At 45.2% G+C, this 20,309-nt stretch carries 22 protein-coding genes and 1 riboswitch; of the genes, 5 read left to right on the top strand and 17 right to left on the bottom strand.

What is annotated here, in order from left to right; translation table 11 throughout:
* Window positions 1-72 precede the first annotated feature (72 nt).
* The 3 genes from MKX36_RS07250 to MKX36_RS07240 all read right to left on the bottom strand — a co-directional run bounded on the left by MKX36_RS07250 (window position 73) and on the right by MKX36_RS07240 (window position 1,984).
* Window positions 73-381, bottom strand: coding sequence for a hypothetical protein (locus MKX36_RS07250; protein WP_016820509.1), 309 nt, complete (start codon window positions 379-381; stop codon window positions 73-75).
* 84 nt (window positions 382-465) lie between these two features.
* Entirely contained in the window at window positions 466-1,041 is a 576-nt protein-coding gene (locus MKX36_RS07245; RefSeq protein ID WP_016820510.1) for a 3D domain-containing protein, read from the bottom strand.
* A 61-nt stretch (window positions 1,042-1,102) separates the two neighbouring features.
* Window positions 1,103-1,984 carry a putative sporulation protein YtxC gene (locus tag MKX36_RS07240; RefSeq protein WP_016820511.1) on the bottom strand — a complete coding sequence of 294 codons (882 nt, stop codon included), beginning with the start codon at window positions 1,982-1,984 and terminating at the stop codon, window positions 1,103-1,105.
* A 239-nt stretch (window positions 1,985-2,223) separates the two neighbouring features.
* Here MKX36_RS07240 and MKX36_RS07235 point away from each other — a divergent pair, with 239 nt between their 5' ends.
* The 4 genes from MKX36_RS07235 (at window position 2,224) to MKX36_RS07220 (ending at window position 5,489) form a co-directional block, all read left to right on the top strand.
* A complete protein-coding gene (locus MKX36_RS07235) occupies window positions 2,224-2,619 on the top strand; it encodes a hypothetical protein (protein ID WP_016820512.1) in 396 nt (131 codons plus the stop codon).
* A 196-nt stretch (window positions 2,620-2,815) separates the two neighbouring features.
* Window positions 2,816-3,310 (top strand): cation:proton antiporter regulatory subunit, encoded by a 495-nt coding sequence (locus MKX36_RS07230; RefSeq protein ID WP_017426654.1) that lies wholly within the window; start codon window positions 2,816-2,818, stop codon window positions 3,308-3,310.
* A gap of 4 nt (window positions 3,311-3,314) precedes the next feature.
* Complete coding sequence (locus tag MKX36_RS07225) at window positions 3,315-4,547, top strand: cation:proton antiporter (protein ID WP_340864458.1); 1,233 nt, start codon at window positions 3,315-3,317, stop codon at window positions 4,545-4,547.
* 78 nt (window positions 4,548-4,625) lie between these two features.
* On the top strand, window positions 4,626-5,489 hold the full coding sequence (locus MKX36_RS07220) for a YitT family protein (RefSeq protein WP_340864457.1): 864 nt from the start codon (window positions 4,626-4,628) through the stop codon (window positions 5,487-5,489).
* A gap of 146 nt (window positions 5,490-5,635) precedes the next feature.
* Here the strand turns inward: MKX36_RS07220 and mqnC are convergent, their stop codons facing one another.
* The 4 genes from mqnC to metA all read right to left on the bottom strand — a co-directional run bounded on the left by mqnC (window position 5,636) and on the right by metA (window position 10,512).
* Window positions 5,636-6,769, bottom strand: coding sequence for a cyclic dehypoxanthinyl futalosine synthase (mqnC, locus tag MKX36_RS07215; protein WP_016820516.1), 1,134 nt, complete (start codon window positions 6,767-6,769; stop codon window positions 5,636-5,638).
* 341 nt (window positions 6,770-7,110) lie between these two features.
* Window positions 7,111-8,289: an aminotransferase class I/II-fold pyridoxal phosphate-dependent enzyme gene (locus MKX36_RS07210; protein WP_017426650.1), complete on the bottom strand. Its 1,179-nt coding sequence runs from the start codon at window positions 8,287-8,289 to the stop codon at window positions 7,111-7,113.
* Window positions 8,286-9,470, bottom strand: a complete 1,185-nt coding sequence (locus MKX36_RS07205; RefSeq protein WP_045243974.1) for a PLP-dependent transferase — start codon at window positions 9,468-9,470, stop codon at window positions 8,286-8,288. Before MKX36_RS07205 ends, MKX36_RS07210 begins: the two co-directional genes overlap by 4 nt.
* 124 nt (window positions 9,471-9,594) lie before the next feature.
* Window positions 9,595-10,512 (bottom strand): homoserine O-acetyltransferase MetA, encoded by a 918-nt coding sequence (gene metA, locus MKX36_RS07200; protein ID WP_016820520.1) that lies wholly within the window; start codon window positions 10,510-10,512, stop codon window positions 9,595-9,597.
* Window positions 10,513-10,629: 117 nt separating this feature from the next.
* A riboswitch (SAM riboswitch) is annotated at window positions 10,630-10,755 on the bottom strand.
* A gap of 549 nt (window positions 10,756-11,304) precedes the next feature.
* Between metA and corA the strand changes: the two genes are divergently transcribed.
* On the top strand, window positions 11,305-12,240 hold the full coding sequence (gene corA / locus MKX36_RS07195; RefSeq protein WP_013370115.1) for a magnesium/cobalt transporter CorA: 936 nt from the start codon (window positions 11,305-11,307) through the stop codon (window positions 12,238-12,240).
* 120 nt (window positions 12,241-12,360) lie between these two features.
* Here the strand turns inward: corA and MKX36_RS07190 are convergent, their stop codons facing one another.
* From MKX36_RS07190 to MKX36_RS07145, 10 genes are all read right to left on the bottom strand, one after another.
* The gene (locus MKX36_RS07190; RefSeq protein ID WP_090887806.1) at window positions 12,361-13,368 is read right to left on the bottom strand and encodes an HRDC domain-containing protein; all 1,008 of its coding nucleotides are present in this window, start codon (window positions 13,366-13,368) and stop codon (window positions 12,361-12,363) included.
* Window positions 13,369-13,532: 164 nt separating this feature from the next.
* Window positions 13,533-14,411: an ROK family protein gene (locus MKX36_RS07185; protein WP_177189488.1), complete on the bottom strand. Its 879-nt coding sequence runs from the start codon at window positions 14,409-14,411 to the stop codon at window positions 13,533-13,535.
* A 217-nt stretch (window positions 14,412-14,628) separates the two neighbouring features.
* A complete protein-coding gene (locus MKX36_RS07180) occupies window positions 14,629-15,525 on the bottom strand; it encodes a 5'-3' exonuclease (protein WP_016820523.1) in 897 nt (298 codons plus the stop codon).
* A 72-nt stretch (window positions 15,526-15,597) separates the two neighbouring features.
* Window positions 15,598-15,963 (bottom strand): arsenate reductase family protein, encoded by a 366-nt coding sequence (locus MKX36_RS07175; protein WP_019686701.1) that lies wholly within the window; start codon window positions 15,961-15,963, stop codon window positions 15,598-15,600.
* 42 nt (window positions 15,964-16,005) lie between these two features.
* The gene (locus tag MKX36_RS07170) at window positions 16,006-16,962 is read right to left on the bottom strand and encodes an RluA family pseudouridine synthase (protein ID WP_340866082.1); all 957 of its coding nucleotides are present in this window, start codon (window positions 16,960-16,962) and stop codon (window positions 16,006-16,008) included.
* 21 nt (window positions 16,963-16,983) lie between these two features.
* Window positions 16,984-17,547, bottom strand: a complete 564-nt coding sequence (locus MKX36_RS07165; protein ID WP_016820526.1) for a cob(I)yrinic acid a,c-diamide adenosyltransferase — start codon at window positions 17,545-17,547, stop codon at window positions 16,984-16,986.
* 18 nt (window positions 17,548-17,565) lie between these two features.
* On the bottom strand, window positions 17,566-18,135 hold the full coding sequence (locus MKX36_RS07160) for a hypothetical protein (RefSeq protein ID WP_016820527.1): 570 nt from the start codon (window positions 18,133-18,135) through the stop codon (window positions 17,566-17,568).
* A gap of 100 nt (window positions 18,136-18,235) precedes the next feature.
* Entirely contained in the window at window positions 18,236-18,442 is a 207-nt protein-coding gene (locus MKX36_RS07155) for an aspartyl-phosphate phosphatase Spo0E family protein (RefSeq protein ID WP_016820528.1), read from the bottom strand.
* A gap of 114 nt (window positions 18,443-18,556) precedes the next feature.
* Window positions 18,557-19,768 carry an aminotransferase class I/II-fold pyridoxal phosphate-dependent enzyme gene (locus tag MKX36_RS07150; RefSeq protein WP_016820529.1) on the bottom strand — a complete coding sequence of 404 codons (1,212 nt, stop codon included), beginning with the start codon at window positions 19,766-19,768 and terminating at the stop codon, window positions 18,557-18,559.
* A 12-nt stretch (window positions 19,769-19,780) separates the two neighbouring features.
* Window positions 19,781-20,281, bottom strand: a complete 501-nt coding sequence (locus tag MKX36_RS07145) for an Lrp/AsnC family transcriptional regulator (protein WP_016820530.1) — start codon at window positions 20,279-20,281, stop codon at window positions 19,781-19,783.
* Window positions 20,282-20,309 lie beyond the last annotated feature (28 nt).

The following is a 20,309-nucleotide window of genomic DNA, read 5'->3' as shown; positions in this document are numbered from 1 at the left end:
TATCTAGCTACTTTTACTCAACGCGAAATGCCCCGGAATTCAATCCGGAGCATTTCGTGTTGAGTATGCTTTTTATTTTGTGTTAAAGTTCTCGTCGAACTTTTCGTTCGGTGTTTGTGCATTGCTTTGAATTTTGCTGCGACTAGAGTTTTGAACTTTTTGCGCTACTGCACTTGTACCGCCTTGATCTGTTGCAAATTCTTCGTCATACTTCTCATTTGGTGTTTGGAAGTTGTCTTGAATTTTATTTTGTTCAGACTGCTTCACCTTTTGAGAAACAACGCCTACCGTATCGTCTTGTGCAAATTCCGCTTTGAACTGATTTCCTGTGTTTGCTTTGAAGCCTTTGTTCATGAAAGAACTACCGCCTTGATTTGGCATATTCCTCGACCTCCCAGTATGGTTTGCGGGATAAGCTCATCCCGAAACATAGTATGTGAAGTCAGGAAAAACAATATTCAAGGATTATATGGAAGCATCCAGTGTCTCGGGCGGAATGGTCTTATGCGTTTCTATCGCCTTTTGCAGCGATTTTATCATTTTTTCGGTACACTTGCCGTTTCCTTTTTTTATGATTTGAACATCCACATCTTTCTTGCCCCATTCAGAATACACCTGCCGGATTGTTTTAAAATACAAGTCAATTTTATTGCCCTTAATCGCTGAACCTGTATCTGCTACAATCCCGTAACCGTAACCTGGAATGTACAATATGCTGCCCAAAGGAAACATCTTCGGATCAGCCGCAATCGTGGACAGTGTATTTTTGTCACGACGCACTTTTACACCGGAATACGTAATACCGTAACCGGGATGATTCGGCCGTTTGCCAGTGGATTCATACCCTGCTGTATAACCTGTTGCCGTGACCGTCATGGTCGTAATAACCTGCTCTTCGCGTGGAGCTATAACAGGTGCGGATTGCCATTTCTTATGCTGGACCGGTTCTTTGTGACCGTAAACCTCATTGCCGGATAATACCAGACAGATTGCGATTAACATGGTTCCCAAAACCCGTTTCCATACCAACATGGATCTCATAAAAAACCTCCCCTTGAGGCAAAGGCTTTCCAGAAATCCATGAGTTTATACGGACTATTAATTATTTTTGAACATCCTGCCCCGGATAAAGTCTGCTCAGCTTCACTTTGTCTTCAAAAATATGCAGAAGCGTCCGCACAATAGGGGTGTGCTCATCGTCTGTGTGCAATATAATGGAAGCAGGAGATATCGAAATAAGAGTGCTGACGATTCGATCCTCTACCTCCATCTCCAGTTCAATACCGGGCATTTCCACAATAATATCATCTGCATCAGGAGTCGGTATGGGCACCATGGCACTATCGAGAATGATAAAATCATGCCCGCCTTGGTGAAGTACATGCACGAGTGGAACTTTGCTCTCCTGAAAAAACACAAAATATTTAAGCAGCCCCATAAATTCTTCGTATTGCCGATCTGCCCAGAATTCTTCCATCGCATAGTCAACGATTTCTTCAAGCTCTTTTTTGTACGCATGCAGTCTGAATTGAATAAGCCCTTCCAAATTGATTACACGAAGCTCCTTAAAGTCCTTTTCCAAGAGGGTGGTCAGCTTACCATGGCGCTTTAAACGTCCTCGGGGACCATCATCATTTAACAGTGAGCGAATCATGCTACGAATTTGTTCAACGTCCTCTTTCTCCAGCAACGAGCAGGCTTTGTTGAGAATATGATCGAGAATCCCCCACTCCCTGACTTCGATAATATAATCCGCTATTGCCGAAGACATGATGCTGTATACACAGGGAAGAAAGCTTTCAAACGCTGAATTGCTTTCAGTGCCCTTGCAGGTCCATGCCACTTTGTTGTCCAGCTGTCTGAAAGTGAATCGAAATCCGCGCCGTGACATATGTAGTCCCTTGGTTCTACTTTTGACCACTTCGTAAAAACGGTCGGTTTCTTGATCTCCGTCTGTATTGGTCCACACTGTAAACAGTTCCATTGGCTCACTCCTTTCGATCACTGCTTTCAGTATATGGCGGCCTCTGAAGGGTTATACGAAGTGAACGACTGGAAACAAAAAGACATATGCAAAAGAGGGTGATCTGGTTTCAAAGAGACGTTAAGCGTGTTATAAACAATTACCGTGATTAGGTAAAAACCGAAAGACGTTTGAATATTTAGGGCGGGGTATGTTAAGGTTATAGTGATATGAATTTTTCACAAGAGGGAGGAGATAAGATGTCAACGATGCTGAACATGCTGCGCACATTCATGATCGTCATATTGAGCCTCGTTCAGATTTTGTCCCTTCCTGTGACGTTTCACGCGGAAGATACCACTCAATCCCTTCAGTTTACTTCGGGATCTTCACTTATGCTTCATGCTGATGTTACTTCGTTAGAAACGGATTCTCACGGTCTGGAACATCATTCCAAACCAGCGGTGCGCAAATCCTCCCCATTACTGCATCTGGTGATCGCTGCGGCTAAATCACTTCCCTTTGTCATTCTGATAGCGCTTGTGCTGCTAATGAGCATCCCTAAGCTACGTCTGCCTTTTATACCTGTCATCTGTAAGCTAAAGAAGCAATTGTTCTTGTTCCCCATCAAATTTACCTCTAGTTATGTGGCTTAACCTCCTTTTAGCATGCATATCACCATATTTGCATGTCTCTTTGCTAACTTTTCCTATTCATCTACTGCGTAAAATTTAATTTTCCATTTTTATCTAAAATTTAATGCAATCTATTTTTTCATATCACTTCCAAAGTATGTGATTTATTTCCCATATCATTCACTTAAATAAACGTATTATACAGGAGGCATTATAAATGGATATTCGAGAGTCTATTTTGCCAGGAATCGGAATTAAGTATCGAATTGATGCGGAGAGTGGCGACCGAATTGTCATTATTATTCATGATGATGGCAGACGTGAGCTATATCACTTTGATTACGAGGATCTGGAACAAAGCATTTCTATGACGACCCTGAATGATCAGGAAGCACGATTAGTAGCCTCCATCATCGGTGGTATGACTTATAAGCCCAAGCAGCTCGAAAGTGTAGAGATGACATTTGACGATTTTATTATCGAATGGTACAGAGTGGAATCCCACTATGCAAGTGTAGGCAAATCTATTGGGGAGCTCGATGTAAGGCAAAATTCGGGTGCCACGGTTATTGCCATTGTGGAGAAAAAGGGAAAAAAATATGTGAATCCTGGCCCTGAAGTGATTATTAGCGATGATGCCACTGTAGTTGTTGTTGGAGAACGTGACCAGCAGAAACGCTTTAAACAAATCCTTATGAACGGAAGCGGGTGATTGGATGGATCATCTGGTATTTGAGGTTGGATTGGCTATTGCTCTAATCGCTGCAGCGGGGCTGATATCCTCCAAACTGCGCTTCTCGGTCATCCCTTTTTATATTCTGATCGGAATGGCAGTTGGACCTCATGCGATGGAGCTATGGCATTTTGATTTTCGGTTTATCGAAAGCGCCCCGTTTATTGATTTTATGGGGAGAATCGGAGTGCTGTTTCTTCTCTTCTACCTAGGGCTGGAGTTCTCAGTAGGTCGGTTGATTAAATCAGGTCGTTCCATTGCTGTGGGCGGTACCATTTATATTGGCATCAATTTTACACTGGGGCTGGCTCTCGGCTTCCTGAGCGGCTTTCCTGTAGCCGAGACACTAGTTATTGCCGGAATTACGACAATATCATCCAGTGCGATTGCAGCCAAGGTGCTAGTCGATCTCAAGCGTACCGCTAATGCTGAAACAGAAATGATTTTAGGTATTATTATGTTTGAGGATGTTTTCCTCGCCGTCTACATCTCCATCCTCTCCGGATTGGTTCTTAGCGACTCTTCCTCGCTCGGGGGTGTACTGCTATCGGCACTCATCGCACTTGGCTTTATGCTTGCAGTTATTATTATCGGTCGAAAGGCCGTCCCTCTGCTAAATCGGATTCTTCGTATCCGCTCCAATGAGGTATTCGGACTCGTTGTTTTTGGCTCACTGTTTCTGGTGGCTGGTTTTTCGGAAACGATCCATGTAGCAGAAGCTATTGGAGCCCTGCTGGTCGGTCTGGTACTGGCCGAAACGGAACACGCCAAACGGATTGAGTATTTAATTGTTCCTTTCCGCGATTTCTTTGGTGCCCTATTCTTCTTCAGTTTCGGACTGTCCATTGATCCGCTATCCCTAGGAGGTAACGCCATATGGCTTGCGCTGGCAGCAGTCCTCCTCACACTATTTGGTAACATTTGGGCAGGAATGCTGGCCGGGCGTACAGCGTCCCTATCTCCCAAAGCATCCGCAAATATCGGTTTGACTATTGTGGCGCGAGGCGAATTTTCGATCATCATGGCCAACTTGGGTAAAGAAGGCGGTTTGCTTGATATTGTTCAACCTTTTGCAGCCATCTATGTACTCATACTGGCCATTCTTGGACCGCTTCTGACAAAGCAGTCAAAGCCTATCTTTAATATGCTAAACAAAATATTCAAATTTAAGGACCCTCGCTTACGAAAGGAAGAAAGCAAATCGGCGCAACTGTAAAAGCTGGATACGACAATCCATAGGAGGGAAGGCTATGCCGCACGCTGTAAAACATGCCGAAACTTTATGAGGCGGCTTGTGAAGCCCGCTTCAGGAGATGCGAGCAGGTTCCCTGTCTTTTATACGGTAATTGGCGGAATTACGGCATCCGTCGGTCTGGAATTGTTTTTACATCCGCATGATATGATCGCTGGAGGCGTTACGGGAATCTCCAGACTCATGTCGCTTTATACACAGGAGCATTTTGGGTTACTGCTATTCGTTTTGAACTTGCCACTAATGCTGCTGTATTCTTTGTCTACTCACAAGCCCATGCTGCTTCGCGCACTCCCCGGCTTGTTTGCCTTTTCAGGCTCAGCCATCATTCTCTCGCCTTTTCCGGCAGTGAGTGGCCATCCGGTCGTATGCGCTTTGGGAGGCGGAATCTGTATTGGGCTTGGCGCAGCGCTGACAGCTCGTCACGGGGGGTTGCTTGATTCATTAGGACTCAGCGAATCTGACGATGGCCGTCCATCCACTTTGTTGCTAATTCATCGGAAAATTCCGTTAATACAGATCGTAATGTTGTGTAATGGCCTGCTGCTCATTACGGCTGGTTTTGTGTTAGGCTGGGAGCCAGCCCTCTATTCCGCCTTATCCTGTCTCACTGCCTATGAAACGACTCGGCTGATGTTTACTGGTCTAAGACGCATGGTCTGTGTTGTCAGCAAAAAACAGCCAACTGTCGAAGATGCCATATATCGCAGGTTGCGTTTACACAGCACACCTATTGAAGGTTCAGCCGCCCAGGTAAAGGGCAAGATTAAAAGCGAATCAGATAAAAAAGAACAAATGGTCATCATTTACAGTGTTCATCTTTTGGATTTGCAGCGCTTTAAGGCGGCCATCCAAATGGCAGATCCACAGGCTGAGATCATGTATATGAAGCGATGGGAAACGTAGCAAAGCCCAAATATATTAACCATAATAGAAAAAAGATTAAAGATATTGTAGTATTCACTCTTCCGCACAAAAACGCTTATCTTCACTATCCTTGTACATAGGATAGTGAAAGATAAGCGTTTTGTAATGTACGATATTAGCTGATATTAATTTTGCATAATAAAGTCATGCTCAATACTGCTGGCACTGTCAAAGGTACGAATAATATCATAACGGGTATTGCGCTGTGCCGGAATGTGACCCGTCTCACGGATCAACTGTAAAATGGATTCGATGTTAACCTTATACGTTGCGCCTGCAGCGGAAACTACATTTTCCTCAATCATGGTGCTGCCAAAATCATCACAACCGTAGTACAGTGATTTTTTACCGATTTCCGGTCCCATCGTTACCCATGAAGACTGGATATGCTTGATGTTATCCAAAACAAGACGACTGATCGCTACAGTCTTCAAATATTCCTCTGGCGTCTGGCGTTCTTTCTTCAAATTCGTGTTGTCTGGTTGGAAGGTCCAAGGAATAAAGGCCAGAAATCCTTCAGAATTATATTTGTTTTCAATGCATTCGTCCTGAGCATCACGGACACGCAGCAAATGCAGCGCACGCTCCTCCATCAGCTCGCCAAATCCGATTACCATGGTAGCCGTTGTGTTCATCCCAACCTTGTGAGCTGTTTGCATGACATCCATCCAATCACGCCAGGAGCCTTTGAGACGGCTAATTTTGCGGCGTGTACGGTCATCCAAAATTTCTCCGCCTCCACCCGGCAGCGAATCCAATCCAGCTTCATGAATGGCTCGGATCGTTTCCTCCATGGATAGGCCGGATTTTTCCTTCATTTTGTGAATTTCAGCTGGTGAGAAGGAGTGCATTGTAATATCTGGAAAACGTTCCTTAATAGCTTTCAGCAAATCGGTATAATAGCTGAACGGCAGGTTTGGATTTACACCGCCTTGCATTAGGATTTCGGTGCCACCTACATCCTGCGTTTCCTTAATTTTTTGGAAAATCACCTCATCCGGCAAAACATAACCTTCATCGGAACCCGGTCTGCGGTAAAATGCGCAAAAGCGGCAGTATACGTCACACACGTTCGTATAGTTAATATTTCGTCCGATGACGAAGGTTTTTATGGGATCGGGATGCATGCGATTCATGACTTTATTCGCCGCATGACCTATTTTTTCAACCTCGTCTGATTCGAACAAAGCAACGGTATCCTCTAAATTCAGGCGTTCGCCGCGTAGGGCTTTATCTAAAATATGGTCGATTACACTCATGGTGTATCCTCCTTCGCTGTCACAGGGCGACGAAATGAAAGACAGGACTTATGAACGAGAATGCTTTCACAAACCTGCGTTCGAACCCTGCCGTAATGTATGTTCATGACTAGCCTTGTATGTTGTCTGTGCTATTTAGCATAGTAAAACCTAATGATAATACTAACATATCTTTTGGTAAGGAACCATACTTAGACTGAAAAGTGCCTTTTTTCACACTGTCTATCATGTCATTCATGTAGAAAACAGCAAGTCTCCTGAATACCGGAAACCTGCTGCTTAGGGCTGTACCTATTTGCTTCCTTCGTATAACGTTGAGATGCTATGGACGTGCTAACGTTCTAGCTCAGCGCCTCATCCAGATCACGGATCAGGTCATCAATGTCCTCCAGACCTACGGAGAAACGAAGTAGTCCGTCTGTAATCCCGCGCTCCAACCGTACACTTTGCGGCATAGCCGCATGTGACATCATTGCTGGGTACGACAAAATACTTTCCACAGCTCCCAGACTCACCGCCACAATGGGAATCCGTACGCGACTGAGGACCTCTTTGGCACGTTCACCCGAACCCACATCAAACGATATCACTGCACCATAACCGCTCGATTGACTCTCATGAATCACACGCCCTGGATGATTTTCCAGGCCCGGATAGTATACCGCTTCAATGTCATTGCGCTCGTTTAGCCAATTGGCAAGCTTAGCTGCACTTTTTTCGCTGTGAGCCATACGCGCCTCCAGTGTCTTCATACCACGCATGAGCAGCCAAGACTCTTGCGGTGCCAGCACAGTACCTAATCCATTCTGAAGCTGCTTGATTTGTCTCCCCAACGACTCGGTACGAGCTACCGCAAGCCCTGCCAGTACGTCGCTGTGTCCACCCAAAAACTTGGTCGCACTGTGCAATACAATATCGACTCCCTGCTCAATCGGACGTTGATAATAAGGTGTCATAAAAGTATTATCCAATAACGTCAGAAGCCCATTTTCCCTTGCCCAAGAGGTTATTCCAGCTACATTGGTAATTTTGAGGGTCGGATTAGATGGGGTTTCCATATACACAGCCCTTGTATTTTCCTGCAACGCCTCTTTCACAAGGTTGAGATCCGTCATATCAACGAAGGTCGTTTCAATATTCATCCGTTTCAAGATGGAGGTCAGCAGTCGATATGTTCCTCCATATACGTCCTCCGAAACAATGACATGATCACCAGCGGATAAGAGCATAAATGTAGTGGAGATAGCAGCCATACCTGATGCAAAGGCAAAACCACAAGCTCCACCTTCTAATAAGGCGATATAATCTTCCAATGCTTGTCGTGTCGGATTACCTGATCGGCTATAATCATGCTGTGGAGGATTAAAAATATCATGATGGTGAAAGGTCGAAGCTTGATAGATCGGGACACTTGATGCCCCTGTAACACTATCAATTTCAGAGCCAAAATGCAGCAGCTTGGTTGCGAATTTCCGCCCTTTGTCCAGATCCTCTCCGATCTTCCTCGCATCCTCTATCATTGCTGCTCCCCTCCTTCTACTTCTTGACGTGCCGCTTCCAGTGCCGAACGCAAATCTTCAATCAGGTCATCTGTATGCTCGATACCTACGGAGAAACGAAGCAACCTGTCATCTACCCCGACTGCATCCCGAATTTCTGCCGGTATGTCCGCATGTGTCTGCACAGCAGGATAGGTCATTAGCGATTCCACACCGCCTAGACTTTCGGCAAACGCAATAAGCTTAATATGACGAAGCAAAGGCTCCACATAGCGAGCATCCTTTACTTTGAAAGAGAAAATACCCGTGTTTCCGCTGGATTGTTTATTTTGTATCTCACGACCTGGATGGCCCTCAAGCGCCGGGTAAAATACTTCCGCCACTGCTGGATGCGTCAGTAAATAATTAGACAACACCGTAGCATTATGCTCATGTCGATCCATACGTAGCGCTAACGTCTTCATCCCCTTCATCAACTGATAGCAGTCGCTTGGGGAAAGCACGGCCCCTATGGAATTGTGCAGGAAGGAAATTTCAGCTGACAGCTCTTTTCCTTTGCTTACAATCAACCCTGCCAGCACATCGTTGTGTCCGCCCAAATATTTGGTTGCGCTATGTACCACAATATCCGCACCAAGTTCCAATGGCCGCTGGAAATATGGTGTTAGCAGCGTATTATCTACAATAGTAAGCAACTCATGTTGTGATGCCCATGTAGCCACCGCTTGAATATCAGTAATCATCATTAACGGATTGGTAGGCGTTTCTATGAATACGGCTTTGGTATTCGGTCGACATGACTGTTGGAGTGCTTCGAGATCGTTTGTATCCACATAAGTTGCGGTCACACCAAATTTGGATAAAATACGCTCTAGCAAACGATAGGTCCCGCCATAAAGATCCAGCGATACAATGAGGTGGTCTCCCTGTCCAAACAAAGCAAATACCGTTTGCAGCGCTGCCATACCTGAGCTGCAAGCAAAGCCTGCATCACCAGATTCAAGTGCAGCAGCAGCCTCTTCCAGTACCTTTCGCGTGGGATTAATCGTCCGAATGTAATCAAACCCTGTGCTTTGACCCAGACGGGGATGGCGGAACGCCGTAGATTGGTAAATCGGGTAATTAACAGCCCCGGTTACTGGCTCCTCTACTGAACCGATTTGTGCCAATCTGCTTTCGATTCTCCACTGCTTAACACTCATATGAATCCTCCTGTTCACTTCCATAGTAGGTGCTATAACATATGCTGCAAAAATGGATGTCCAAGACTATACTGCTGCGCTACTGCAAGGTGGTACTGTATAAGGGTAAACTACAAGCCCATTTTTAAATCTGAGGTCCGATATCATAAGGTGTTTCTTGGTATACATAATAGTTAAGCCAATTTGAAAATAATAAATTGGCATGAGCCCGCCAGATCGAGGGCGGTATGCGTCCAGGATCATCATTAGGATAATAATTTTTGGGGACGTCAATATCCAGTCCTTTGGCTATATCGCGATCGTATTCCCATTTCAGCGAAAGTGGGTCATATTCAGAATGCCCTGTTACAAAAATTTGTTTACCATCAAGCGTGGCTACCAGGTACACTCCAGCTTCCTCGGATTCGGATAAAACTTCTAATTCGGCAATATGGTCAATATCTTCCCGCCGAACCTCGGTATGCCGAGAGTGGGGAGCATAAAACAGTTCATCAAAGCCGCGTAGCAGTTTCACTTTAGGTTTAATAACGGTGTGTGGGAATACCCCAAAGCATTTGGTATCGAGCCCGTATTTCGGAACATTGAAATGATGGTATAAGCCTGCCTGTGAGGCCCAACAGATATGCATGGTCGAAGTAACATTTGTTTTCGTCCACTCAAAGATTTGCCGGATCTCCTCCCAGTAGGTCACATCCTCAAACTCAAGTTGTTCTACGGGGGCTCCTGTAATAATCATGCCGTCAAAACGACTGTTCTTGATCTCATCAAACGTTTTATAAAACATGTTCAAATATTCTTGCGATGTATTTTTAGATACATGTGACTTCATATGCACCAACGTGACATCCACTTGTAACGGCGTATTGCCGACCAGACGCAACAGTTGGGTTTCCGTTGTTTCCTTCGTAGGCATCAAATTCAAAATGGCGATGCGCAACGGACGAATATCCTGATGATAAGCCAGGCTTTCGTCCATTACGAAAATATTTTCGCCCTCCAGTACTTCCTTAGCAGGCAGTGTATCTGGAATTTTAATCGGCATGTAAACTCACTCCTTGATCGGTAAGTTGTGCGAAAATCGTCTGGTAGAGATGCCGGGCATATAATAAAAAGACCTTTCTCGGTTAGAGAAAGGTCATATTTGTATCCATATGCGCCTCTCTCATCTGTCAGGGCTACGCTTCTTTGTACAAAGCGCGAGTCCTGCAAGAATTAGCACCGTGCGATAAAATCGCCGGTTGCCGGGTATCATCGGGCTAGTCCCTCCACCTGCTCTTGATAAGATTTCGCTATATTCATTTTGGGTTCACAAAGTTCTTGTTGTTCACTTTAATGCATCGGCTGGGCTTCGTCAAGATGGACTTGTAAATTTGTGCCCTGCATTCACATTTTGTCTACCTTTTCCATAGGTTAAATCATATGCCCCCTTTCGCAGAAGCTCATATGACTGCTGTTGATTTAGCCCATGATTTTGCCCTTGAAAGGCCGTAGGCCGAGCGTTATACTATACAAGTGCTAATAGGCAAAAATACGGTGCAACAGTGTAGATTAGAGTGTTTTCTTCGATACTGTGGCAACCTAAAAAAGAACATTTGTGAGGTGAATCCGGAATGGAAGGCGACCCGAGTCCGAATAGGCGGCGATCCCTGAACAACAGCATAGGAATGACTTCAGCTTGCCGAAAGACGGGACGCCAGGCTCCGCATGCTCCAAAAGCCTTCTGCTTTTGATGGTATGCACGCTTACCCGCACCGGCTAACTGGCTAACTGAGTCCATTCCTTATGCTTAAGGTAAACGTATTTCCGTTACGACGGAGCATAAGGAGTGACATATATGAAAATCCGTTTGGTTAACAACGGGGTTTTTACCCCTGTCGAAGAAATTGAAATGGCGCTCACTGCACCGGCAGAAGGCTTTTATTGGATTGATGCCGATGTCGAGGATCTGACAGTGCTTCAGCCCTTATTTTCTATGCATGATCTTGCAGTAGAAGACTGTTTGAGTGAAGAAGAACAGCGTCCAAAGATTGAAATTTATGAAAGCCATTATTTTATCGTTGTAAATAGTATTCGTTTTGATGATGAAGAAATATTTTTGCGTGCTTTGAACATTTTTCTCGGCCGCCATTTTATCATTACGGTGACCAAGCAGAAAATCAATGAGCTTCGTACTCTCAAGCCTATGCTGTGGGAGCAGGAAGTTAGCCAGCCTGACCGTTTTATGTATCTGTTGGTCGATTTGATCGTTGATAACTATTTTCTGGTTGGTGACCGGATTGAAGTTCGTATTGAAAAGCTGGAAGAAGACATTCTAATGCATACGAAAAAGTCGCACTTGAACGAAATCATCGGATTGCGCAGTGAGATTCTATGGCTAAAAAAAGTGCTCGGCCCGCAAAAGGAAGTCATCAATACCCTGAACAAACGGGATTTGCGGCTTATCGACGATCAACTACAAAAATATTTTAGCGACATTTATGAAAATGCTGTGAAAATTTCGGAGACTTTCGAAACTTATCGCGACTTGATGGGGAACCTTAGAGAAGCTTATCAGTCAAGTATCGCCAACCGTGCTAATGAAATCATGCGTGTGTTTACCGCCATTACAACCGTATTTATGCCGTTGACGGTCATTACCGGAATATATGGGATGAACTTTGATAATATGCCTGAGCTTCATACACGTTATGGTTATTTTGTCGTCATTGGGATTATGGTGGCACTAGGTGTCAGTATGTTCTGTATTTTCCGCAAGAAGGATTGGGTTTGAATTATTTGGTTTTCAAGCTTGGTCATCAAAAGCAGCAGCCGAGTCCTATGAGGAACTCGCTGCTGCTTTTTTTATGCTGCACCTTATTTGTACTTTAGGACACTTTCAATCGTCTCTATATTATCCAACATGTCGGTCAGGTATCTCCTGATGGCGGAACCGTATACGAATCAGTCGCAGTCGCTCATAAATTTGATCCAGCCCTGCTTCCGTCGCTTTTTCTTCTCCATACACTTTTAGCATAATGGGCTTGAGCAGCGTATCTCCCAACTCTGCATAAGCAGACCAGATGGCTGCCTGCTCCTCCTCTGATACATGTGCCAATTCCTTGCGGATCAGGTTCTCCATATCCATTCCATCCCTATCCAAATGCTCCACAGCTTCAATCATTTCTCGACGGTGCAAGCCTGTCTTCATTCCGATATGCTCCAGTGAAAGACCGTCCGAAATGCCTTCGATAATCGCTCTAGTCAGGCTAAACTTATTCAGTTCCTGTCTGTACTGGTTTTCTTTTTGCTTGTACAGCCATGACAAAAAATCTTCTTCTTCAAGTGTCTCTGTTACCCAGTTCAGCGGAAAGGGCGTGGTCCGATCATTTTGTTTCGTTATAGCCAATAGCTCCGTCCCATATTGCGACACCTTACCCAGGCCCATACCAGGTAGTTCTAACAATTCTTCTTCGGTATGAGGAAGATAGACGCTGATGAGTCGAAGTAGTCGATTCGTAGCGATAAAATAAGGTGCTTTTCGCTCAGTTGCTGCCTTTTGCCGTCTCCACAATGTTAATTGTTCATACACCTCATCACGCGGAAACAAATCACTATAGCAATACAGCTTTTGTAGCGTTTGTCCACGTCCTGATGATCCTTCTTGCTCATGAAAAACGCCATGAATTAGAGGCCTGTAGCCCTCAGCCATCTTGAGTGCCAGCTCATGACGGTATACATGCAGTAATTCCTGCCACAAACTGCCTTCATACCAAAGGTCGTCTATACTTTCATCTGGTACATGATGTGTGCTCCAGCCTGCACTCCATCCCCCTTCATGTTGTCCGATCCATACCTGCGCAAAGTCCTCACAGCCCTGTTCATTCCGTTTGGACAAGCGATTTAAAAATACAATCTCCATGGTTCTTCCTCCCTCATAAGGTTAAAATGACTGACTCGCACAATACACAACGCAAAAAAAGCACCTATCCTGCGTATTCGCAAGAAAGGTGCTTCCCTTTTTGATCCGTACTATGCTGTTGCCTATATGATAACCGGACCTTGGAGTACCGTCAACCATAAATTCTAAGAATTCAGCTTTTCCTTGGCCAAAGCCAGAGCACCGCACAATCCAGCATTGTCACCCAAGCCCGGAGATACGATATATTGCTCAATTTCTGTAGTCAGACTCGGATGCTGTACGTACCCATTTAAAAGTTGTTGAAGCTTGGTACGAATGAGCGGGAACAATTGATCCTGCTTCATGACTCCGCCGCCCATAATAATTTTTTGCGGTGACAGGATTAATACATAGCTCATTAAAGCCTGGGCCAGATAATGCGCCTCCATTTCCCAGGCCGGGTGATCCACAGAAAGCTCATGCCCTTTAACCTTCCATCTTTTTTCGAGTGCTGGCCCCGCTGCCAGTCCTTCCAGACAATCTCCATGATATGGACATGTGCCCTCATAGTGATCTTCTGGATGACGACGTACCAAAATATGTCCCATTTCCGGGTGGGATAATCCATGTACCAGCTTTCCGCCAACCAAAGCACCCGCTCCGATGCCTGTACCTATTGTAATATACAGACAGTTGTCCAATCCTTTAGCCGCACCCCAAATGGACTCACCCAGTGCTGCTCCATTCACATCCGTGTCAAACCCCATAGGTACATCGAAATGCTCCTTCAGTTTGCCAATCAGATTATAATTTCCCCAGTGCGGCTTTGGCGTTGTTGTAATATAACCATATGTATCACTGCCTTCGATAGGATCAATCGGTCCGAACGAGCCTACGCCCAGCGCTTCAATCTCCTTGCCTTCAAAAAATGCAATGACATTCTCCATGGTTTCTGCTGGAGTCGTTGTTGGAAAGCTTGCTCTTTCCAATACTTCTCCTCGTTCATTTCCAATTCCACATACAAATTTGGTACCGCCTGCCTCAATTGCTCCCAATACTGTCATAGCTGCTGTAATCCCCTCTCCATGATCTCTCTCCATTATATTCACCTGAAACGAGCCTAAGGTCAATCCCCTTATCACAATTGTATAAAATCCTTCACATGGTTATATATCTAAGCTGAGTTAGTTGTATACAAATAAGGACACTAACGCACCAAGCGCCAGCATCCCTATATAACTTAGTCCACCTGAAATGCACAGCACAAGCCTAACAGCTTCATTATGATCCGGTTGCGACACCCATCAACGTACACAAGCTCTTCATTTCAAGCTGCTCAAACTTATCGACAATTTGCACGTGATCCAGCGTCAACAGACAGCTGTCTAAAGCACACGCAACAGGCACATCACAGTGAATCTTAGCAAGTTTGCGTGAAAGATGCAGCATATCCAAATCACTCTCGATCTTTTTACGAACCGATGGAGTCAATTGATCCAGATTTTCCAGAATGCCTTCAATGGAGTCGTACTCCTGCACCAGCTTGAGGGCAGTTTTCTCACCGATTCCGCGTACTCCCGGGTAATTGTCACTTGCATCACCCATCAAGCCTTTGAGGTCGACCACTTGGCTTGGCTTAAGCCCTTTTTCTGACAGCAGGGTCTCCGGGGTATATACCATATAATTTCCATGCCCTTTTTTCATAATAATGACCCGTGTCCGCTCATCTACCAATTGAAGTAAATCATGATCTCCCGAGAGAATCATGACATCCATATCCTCATTTTGCGAATAATGACGTGCGAGCGTACCGATACAATCATCCGCTTCAAAGCCTTCCGCCCCAATGTTGGGAATGCCGAGGCTGTCCGTCACTTCACGGATCAAAGTAAATTGAGGAATCAAATCATCTGGCGCGTCGGCACGGTTGCCCTTATACGCAGCAAAATGTTCCCCACGGAATGTCGTTCCACCCATATCCCAGCAGCAAATGACATGTGTAGGATTAAAGGTTTGAACTGCATCCCAAAAATATCGAATAAAACCATATATGGCGTTCGTTGGTACTCCAGCTTTTGTACGACGGATATAACCGTTTGCAGCGGTTGCATAATAAGCACGAAAAAGCAGAGCCATGCCGTCAACCAGCATTACGGATTGTTCATTGCGTTGTGTCACAGATTGTATTGCTCCCATTCATCATAATATTTAACCCTCACAGTATAACATAATGTGGGGGTAAATTGGGCTTTACTGAGCTCCCCATGTCCCCTCAAATGTTTCCTCTTTGAATCCTACGGTTACTTTATTCCCGTCAGTTACAATCGGGCGTTTAATTAATCTTCCATTCGAGGACAAAAGCGAAATTTGCTCTTCACGGCTCATGTCTCCAAGCTTATCTTTCAGCTTTAATTCTTTGTATACTTCACCGCTCGTATTGAAAAACTTTTTCAGTTCCAGCCCGCTTTTTTTTATCAAGTCTTCCAATTCCTCCGGGCCGGGCGGTTGTTCAAAAATAGGAATCAGTTCCGTCTCATGCCCCTTGTTTTGCAGCCATTTCACTGCATTACGACAGGTGCTGCATTTAGAATACTGGTATACTTTCAGTTGGCTCATCGCTAGATTAACCTCCATTTGGTTTCAATCTTTGTTGAATATTTATTCTGGATATTGAGCCCTTAATAGCGCTTGCATTCCGATCATATCATCCGGTAGAGGAGCACAAAACGTCATTCGCTCCCCGGTCACAGGGTGCACCAAGGATAATTCTGAAGCATGCAGGGCTTGTCGAGGCATCTTGGCATCAAGCTGATCATATCGCTCACGTTGCACAGCGTCATCGGGTGGAATCCGGTACATTTTGTCTCCGATCAACGGGCATCCGATATATGTCATGTGAACCCGAATTTGGTGCGTACGTCCGGATTCCAATTTTAGACTGATGCGGCTTCCTTCGCTCCATACTTCCTCCAGCTTATATAGCGTAAGGGCAGGATAACCATCTGGAGTCACCATACGCAAATGCGGATTATCCGGGTTGCGGTCAATCGGTCCGTCCACCCTGCCTTCCTGCTGCTCAGGGCGCCCATGCACCAAAGCTGTATAGCGCTTGTCCACCGTTCCCGCAATCATCTGTTCGGAAATATGCTGGTGTACATACGGATTTTTAGCTACAACCAGCACGCCGGTCGTCTCCTGATCAAGACGATGAACAGGACGAAACCGAAACAGCTCTCCCTTGGTCTGCCAATAATGCACAACCCCGTTCGCCAGCGTTCCTGTGTAATGACCGTGAGTCGGATGGACAATCATCCCCGCCGCCTTGTTCACTACTAACAGATGTTCATCCTCAAACAAAATCTCAAAAGGAATGGGTTCCGGTAAAATATCATCGGAACGCTCGCGCTCCATGCGGATCTCTACTCGATCCCCGGACTTCACCTTTACACTGATATACACACGTATCCCGTTCAGCAAGATCCCCTGTTCGGTCAGCTTGAGTTTGGATATGAGCTTGCGAGAAATGTTCATACGTTTTTGTAGAATGGTCTTCAGCAGCATGCCCTCCTCCTCAGGAGGGATCATATATACGATAGGTTCATAGTACAAGCTCATCACAAATTCCTGATTGCCTCCTTATTTGCGGAACACTTTTTTGCTGCGAACATATTCGACATCAGGTACACCCTGACGTACATTCGCAGTGCGAGCCACAACAAAGAAATAATCGGATAGGCGGTTCAAATACCGACGTACCGCAGGATTGATATCTGTGTGCTTACCTAGTGTAACAGCACGGCGTTCCGCACGTCGGCAAACCGTGCGGCAAACATGAAGCGTCGAAGATAATGTACTGCCTCCCGGGATAATAAAGCGTTCCACCTTCGGATTTTCCTCCTGGCATGCATCAATCCAGCCTTCCAGCCGCTCTGCCAGCTCGTCTTTGACCTTATATTTACTTTCACTGATTTTAACAAACGCCAAATCTGAACCACAATCGAACAGCTCCTGCTGTATTTCTTCCAATTGAGTCCGAATGTCCGCAAACTTTTCCCCTTCGGCAAAGCTGATCGCTTGTCCTACAAAGCTGTTCAGCTCGTCAATGGTACCGTACGCCTCCACACGGTCGTCATCTTTAGACACTCGACCGCCGATCACAGAAGTTTGTCCTTCATCACCTGTTCTGGTATAAATCCCCATACTTTTTCATCCCCTTTATCATTCTGTGAGTGCTTTCAGCACCTTGATGGCTTCTTCCTTATTGCTTGTGCGTGGCGGTACGGTAGCAAATAATGTGTTTGAGTTATATTTTAGGTCCTTAAACATCTTCATCTGCTCCACCGGAATTCCGAACAAATGAGTTTCCTTGATGACATCCGTTCCTTCTTCCCCTTGCTCCTTTTTCTTAAATACGCCGCCTTCGAATACACCCCGGGCATATGTCTTCTTGTCAAAGGCATCATCTAAGGGTAGATTCGAACCATTTTGTCCATACAACTTCATGTCCTCTTCCGGCAAAAGAAACAAATCATGTTCTCCGGCCGCATATTCTACGACCAGCTTCTGCTGATTATACAGTGGGCTGACTGAAATCTCGATTGTCGGAGCCTGTTCGCCCAGCTTATCCTTAAGCTTTTGTGCCAGCTCGTCACGAATGACTGAAGCATCCCCTTTATCCATAATAAATATGGAGAAGCTGTCCTTGTCTCGCCCCCCACATCCAGCCAATAGTACAAGTGCTATGATTCCGATGATCCATGGCGATAGCCTTTTTAGCCCTGCTTTCATCTGTACGCCCCCTCTTCCATGCCACTAATATATCATAAGTTGTGAACGCAAAAAAAGAAGGCCCTGCGGCCTTCTTCGTAGCTATGGTGACTTCACACAGTTACACTCTGCATTCCGTACCGTACAGCTTCATGTATTCATTGATTTTCAAATCTAGTTTGCAGCTAATCTCGATGACAAGATCAGAGGTCAAGGACTGCTCTTCCTGAAACGTCCGCATCATCTCATTGCGCAGGAACAAAATTTCATCTTCCAGGGAAATGTCGTATCCTATTGAACTCGGCGAATTATATCCAACATATGACATGAGCACTCCTCCTGTAATTGAAAAATTGAACTTCCTGCTTCCGATTTCAAATTATAGCATAGAAATTTAGAAATAAAAGACTATTTTCTATGAATTACCCATAAAAAAATAAATTTAACCTTCTTTTTTCACTTTTTCTACAAAATGACCAATTCGATCCAAAGCTTCCGTCAGCTGAGTGACAGAAGTCGCGTATGAGCAACGAAGATACCCTTCGCCTCCCAAACCAAACACATTGCCCGGTACAGCCGCAACTTTGGCCTCTGCCAGTAGGCGCTGTGCAAATTCATCCGAGCTGAGGCCTGTGCTTTGAATACTCGGGAAAACGTAAAAAGCCCCTCTTGGCTCGTGGCATTCCAGACCAATGTCACGGAATCCCTCAACCATCAGACGACGACGCTGATTATAGGCTTCTACCATTCGATCTTTTTCACCCATACCATTTCGCAAGCCTTCCAAGGCTGCAACTTGGCCCATAGAGGGCGCACACATGACGGTGTACTGATGGATTTTGAGCATAGCAGCAATCAAATCAGGATGCCCGCAAGTATATCCAATACGCCAGCCAGTCATAGCGAAGGCTTTGGAAAAACCACTGACGAGAATCGTACGATCCATCATACCTGGTACCGAAGCAAAGCTGACGTGCTTATCGCCATAATTCAATTCGGCATAGATTTCATCAGAGATGACGATCAAATCATGTTTTTCCACGATTTCTGCAATCGGAAGCCAATCTTCATAAGTCATCGTAGCACCGGTCGGGTTGCTCGGATAGCATAAAATTAGCACCTTGGATTTAGGTGTAATTTTGGCCTCCAGCGCCTCAGCCGTCAGCTTAAACTCGTCCTTGGCAAACGTTTCAATGCCGACCGGAATCCCGCCTCCAATCGAAGTGATTGGAGAATAGGAGATGTAACACGGCTCAGGCACAAGAATTTCATCACCAGGTACAATTAAGGCGCGCAACGCAAGATCAATCGCCTCGCTACCTCCAACTGTTACGATAATCTCATTTTTAGGATCATAGCGGACGTCAAATTGCTCATTCAGATACTCACTAATCGCTTCACGCAGTTCTGGCGTTCCCGCATTAGATGTATAGCTGGTGAAGCCTCGCTCCAATGAATAGACACAGGCTTCCCGCATGTGCCAAGGGGTTGTAAAATCGGGTTCGCCTACCCCCAGGGTAATAATGTCCTTGTTACCACCCACCAGGTCAAAAAACTTACGAATACCCGATGATGGGATCTCGCGTACCAATGGGGATAAATAAGAACTCATGGCTTTGTTGCTGTCGGTAAATGCTTCTGTTTTGAGATTCATCATGATCTTCCTTTACGGCGAAATCATCAGACGATTATCTTCCTCATGGTCCTCAAAGATAATTCCGTCCTGCTTGTATTTTTTAAGCGTAAAATTAGTCTTGGTAGACAAAACCGAGTCAATAGGCGACAGTTTCTCCGACACAAAATTAGCGACTTCACGGAGGTTTCGGCCCTCCACCTCTACCAGCAAGTCATATGCTCCGGACATGAGATAAACAGATTTAACTTGCGGATACAAATAAATCCGCTCTGCAATCCCTTCAAATCCTCTTCCACGCTCAGGTGTAATCTGTACTTCAATCAAAGCGGTAACCTTTTCGTCATCAACTTTGTCCCAATTGACTACAGCGGCGTACTTGACAATCACATGTTGATCTTCGAGCTCTTTAATTGAGGTGCGTACATCCTGCTCGTCAACCCCCAGCAAAGTAGCCAACAAAGTCGGTGTTCTTCTTGCATCTTCTTTTAACAATTCCAGTACTTTTAATTTCAATTCATTCAGCTCTGTCATTCTACATAAGGCCTCCATCGAAAGAGAT

The sequence above is a fragment of the Paenibacillus sp. FSL W8-0439 genome (genome assembly GCF_038008995.1).
In the GTDB taxonomy this organism is placed as follows: Bacteria; Bacillota; Bacilli; order Paenibacillales; family Paenibacillaceae; genus Paenibacillus; species Paenibacillus polymyxa.
Note: the sequence above shows the minus strand (reverse complement) of the source record. Positions and strands in the feature narration are given on the sequence as shown.